This is a genomic window from Gemmatimonas sp., from assembly GCF_044345575.1.
In the GTDB taxonomy this organism is placed as follows: domain Bacteria; phylum Gemmatimonadota; class Gemmatimonadetes; order Gemmatimonadales; family Gemmatimonadaceae; genus Gemmatimonas.
Window position 1 is genome coordinate 1 of sequence record NZ_JBIJAW010000398.1, and the last position, 2,875, is coordinate 2,875.

The 2,875-nt window shown below is 66.2% G+C and carries 3 protein-coding genes and 1 tRNA gene; 3 read left to right on the forward strand and 1 reads right to left on the reverse strand.

The window, feature by feature from the left end; all coding sequences use genetic code 11:
* Positions 1-214 precede the first annotated feature (214 nt).
* Entirely contained in the window at positions 215-1,069 is an 855-nt protein-coding gene (locus ACIQ6O_RS15740; protein WP_396208723.1) for an NAD(P)-dependent oxidoreductase, read from the reverse strand.
* A gap of 80 nt (positions 1,070-1,149) precedes the next feature.
* On the opposite strand from ACIQ6O_RS15740, the gene ACIQ6O_RS15745 reads away from it, so the two are divergent.
* The 3 genes from ACIQ6O_RS15745 to rho all read left to right on the forward strand — a co-directional run.
* Positions 1,150-1,560 carry a c-type cytochrome gene (locus ACIQ6O_RS15745; protein ID WP_396208724.1) on the forward strand — a complete coding sequence of 137 codons (411 nt, stop codon included), beginning with the start codon at positions 1,150-1,152 and terminating at the stop codon, positions 1,558-1,560.
* A gap of 146 nt (positions 1,561-1,706) precedes the next feature.
* Positions 1,707-1,780: transfer RNA gene (locus ACIQ6O_RS15750), tRNA-Arg, on the forward strand.
* 62 nt (positions 1,781-1,842) lie between these two features.
* Positions 1,843-2,875, forward strand: a 1,033-nt coding sequence (rho, locus tag ACIQ6O_RS15755) for a transcription termination factor Rho (protein ID WP_396208725.1), incomplete at its 3' end; no start/stop codon positions are given.

Sequence of the window (2,875 nt, forward strand, 5' to 3'; positions counted from 1 at the left end):
CTCCTCCTGATCTCCTCGATCTTCGAGGTGGTGCTCGCGGTTGGCCCGATCGGCCAGATCGCGATCATCGCGGCGTTCATTGCCCTGTTCACGAAGAACGTGATGGGACCGCACCGCCCGTAATCCGTCGGTGCTCCGAACGGCACGAGGCCCGCAGCGACCAATGGTCGCGCGGGCCTCGTGCCGTTCCGGAGCCTTTCCTTGGCCGCGCCGATCAGTGGCCCCGCACGGCGTCGCGTGCAATCACCCCGAAGTCTGCCTGGCCCAGCCCTTGGGCAAGCAGGTCGTCCATGCGCGCAGCAATGGACGGGAGCGCCGCGAGGGGACGCGACCCGCTGGTTTCCAGCATGAGCCGCACATCCTTCCGCGCCATCTCCAGTTCGAAGCTGGCGACGAAGTCCCCCTCGCTCATCCTTTTGCCGCGATTCTGCAGCATGCTGCCGGGGTTGAAGAACTCGAGCAGTTTGAGCGCGTCCGGCGGGCTGACGTCCGTGCCGTTGGCAATGGTGAAGACATCGCTCACGAGTGCGCCGAGACCGATGATGAACGCGTTGCCCATGAGCTTGTATGCTGCCGCGAGGTCGGGGCGCTCGCCCCAGTACACCACCTTCTGCGCCTGCTGTTCGAGCGCCGGCTGGACGTGTTCGAAAAGCGCCAGCGGACCGGACACCATGATGATCCCCTGCGCCTGCCTCGCGGCGGCCGGTGCAATGAACACCGGGCAATGGAGATAGCGCACGCCTTCGGCGTTCAGACGGGTCGCCCGCTCGGCCGTCAGCGCCGGCTGCGTGGTGGTATGGTCGCAAATGATGGCGTCGGGGGCGAGCCCCGGACGTAGCGCCGCGATGACCTCTTCCACCACGGCATCGTCCTTGAGCACCAGATGTACCCGCGCAGCCCCGCGCACCGCCTCAGCCGGCGTGTCGGCCACCATCGCCCCGAACGCGGCCAGCGCCTGGGCCTTGTCGCGCGTGCGATTCCACACAGTCACCGAGTCGCCGCGCCCCAGCGCGGCCTCCACGAAGCCGCTGCCCAGCAGCCCCGTTCCGAGATAAGCGATAGCGGTCATACGGTGAAAGATAGCCAACCCCCGCACCCGGCAGCAGAATAGGGCGAGCCACAATCCCGTCCCCCTTTTCCCCACACCTCATGCGCGCTCTCGCCGCTGTCTCCCTGCTCCTGTTCGTCGCGGCCTGCCGCTCGTCCGGCGCCGGCGCCGGCACCGGTCCTGCTGCCAAGCCCGCCACCCCGGCCGAGGTCACGCCAGCCCGTGTCGCACTTGGCGATTCCCTCTTCAACAATGGCGGCTGCATGCGCTGCCATGGCTCCAAGGGCATCGGGGCGCAGAACGGCCCAGCCCTCAATGATGGCCAATGGGATCAGCTGACCACGGGCAGCTACGCCGAGATCCGTGCGCTCATCGTGAGCGGCGTCCCCAAGGAGAAGATCAAGGTGACCACGCGCCCGAACGCCATGGGGGCGCGCGGTGGCCGCATGAACCTCAACGACGAGCAGATCAGCGCCGTCGCTGCGTACGTGTGGACGTTGTCGCACAAGTGAGCGATCAGCGGTCAGTCCGACCCATTTCCTTGCCCCATCGCCCCCTGCCCGGTTAGCTTCACCGGTCTGACGGTCCCGGGGCTGAGTGTGCCTGCGGACCCAACGACGGACTCCCGTCGGCTTCTGCCGGCGCCGGCAGCCGTAATGCGCGCGTAGCTCAGTTGGATAGAGCGTCGGCCTCCGGAGCCGAAGGTCGCAGGTTCGAGTCCTGCCGCGCGCATGGCTTCGCCCGGGGTTGTCGCCCCTGCGGTGAACCCACGCTCCCCTCGTTTACATCGCCACGTGCACGTTGTCGAGCTGAAGCGGAAGTCGGTTCCCGAACTCCTGGCGCTGGCCGAGTCGTTGCAGCTCACCAGCGTCAACGGGCTCAAGAAGCAGGAGCTCGTCTTCCGCATCGAGCAGGCCCTGCTCGAAACCGACACGACGCTCTACGGCGAAGGGGTGCTGGAAGTCCTCCCGGAAGGCTACGGCTTTCTCCGGGCGCAGGATTTCAACTACCTGCACGGCCCCGACGACATCTACGTCTCCCCCTCTCAGGTCAAGCGCTTCGACCTCCGCACCGGCGATACGGTGATGGGTGAAGTGCGTCCGCCGAAGGAATGGGAACGGTACCTCGCGCTTCTCAAGGTGGAGCGCATCAACGGTGGTGACCCCGAGCAGTCCAAATTGCGTAGCGCCTTCGACAACCTGACCGCCAAGTACCCCGACGAACGCCTCCATCTCGAGCGCAAGAACGGGGAAGTAGCCACGCGCGTCTGTGACATCATCGCGCCCCTCGGCAAGGGCCAGCGGGCCCTCATCGTTGCGCCCCCCAAAGGCGGCAAGACGATCCTGTTGCAGCAGCTCGCCAACGCCATCAGCGAAAATCACCCGGAAGTCACGCTCATCGTCCTGCTGATCGATGAGCGTCCCGAAGAGGTGACCGACATGCAGGCGAGCTGCCCCAAGGCCGAAGTGATCTGCTCCACCTTCGACGAAACCGCCGATCGCCACGTGCAGGTGGCCGGCATGGTGCTCGAAAAGGCCAAGCGGCTCGTGGAAAGCGGCAAGGATGTGGTGATCCTGCTCGACTCCATCACGCGGCTCGCCCGCGCCCACAACGCGGTAGCGCCGCAGGGCGGCAAACTCATGTCGGGCGGCATGGAAGCGACGGCCATGCAGAAGCCCAAGGCGTTCTTCGGCGCGGCGCGCAAGCTCGTGGAGGGCGGGTCGCTCACCATCGTGGCGACGGCGCTCATCGAAACCAACTCGCGCATGGACGAGCTGATCTTCGAGGAGTTCAAGGGCACCGGCAACATGGAACTCGTGCTCGACC

Coding starts and splice junctions, on each gene's coding strand:
- ACIQ6O_RS15740 (WP_396208723.1), bottom strand. CDS start 1,069: ATGACCGCTATCGCTTATCTCGGAACGGGGCTGCTGGGCAGCGGCTTC.
- ACIQ6O_RS15745 (WP_396208724.1), top strand. CDS start 1,150: ATGCGCGCTCTCGCCGCTGTCTCCCTGCTCCTGTTCGTCGCGGCCTGC.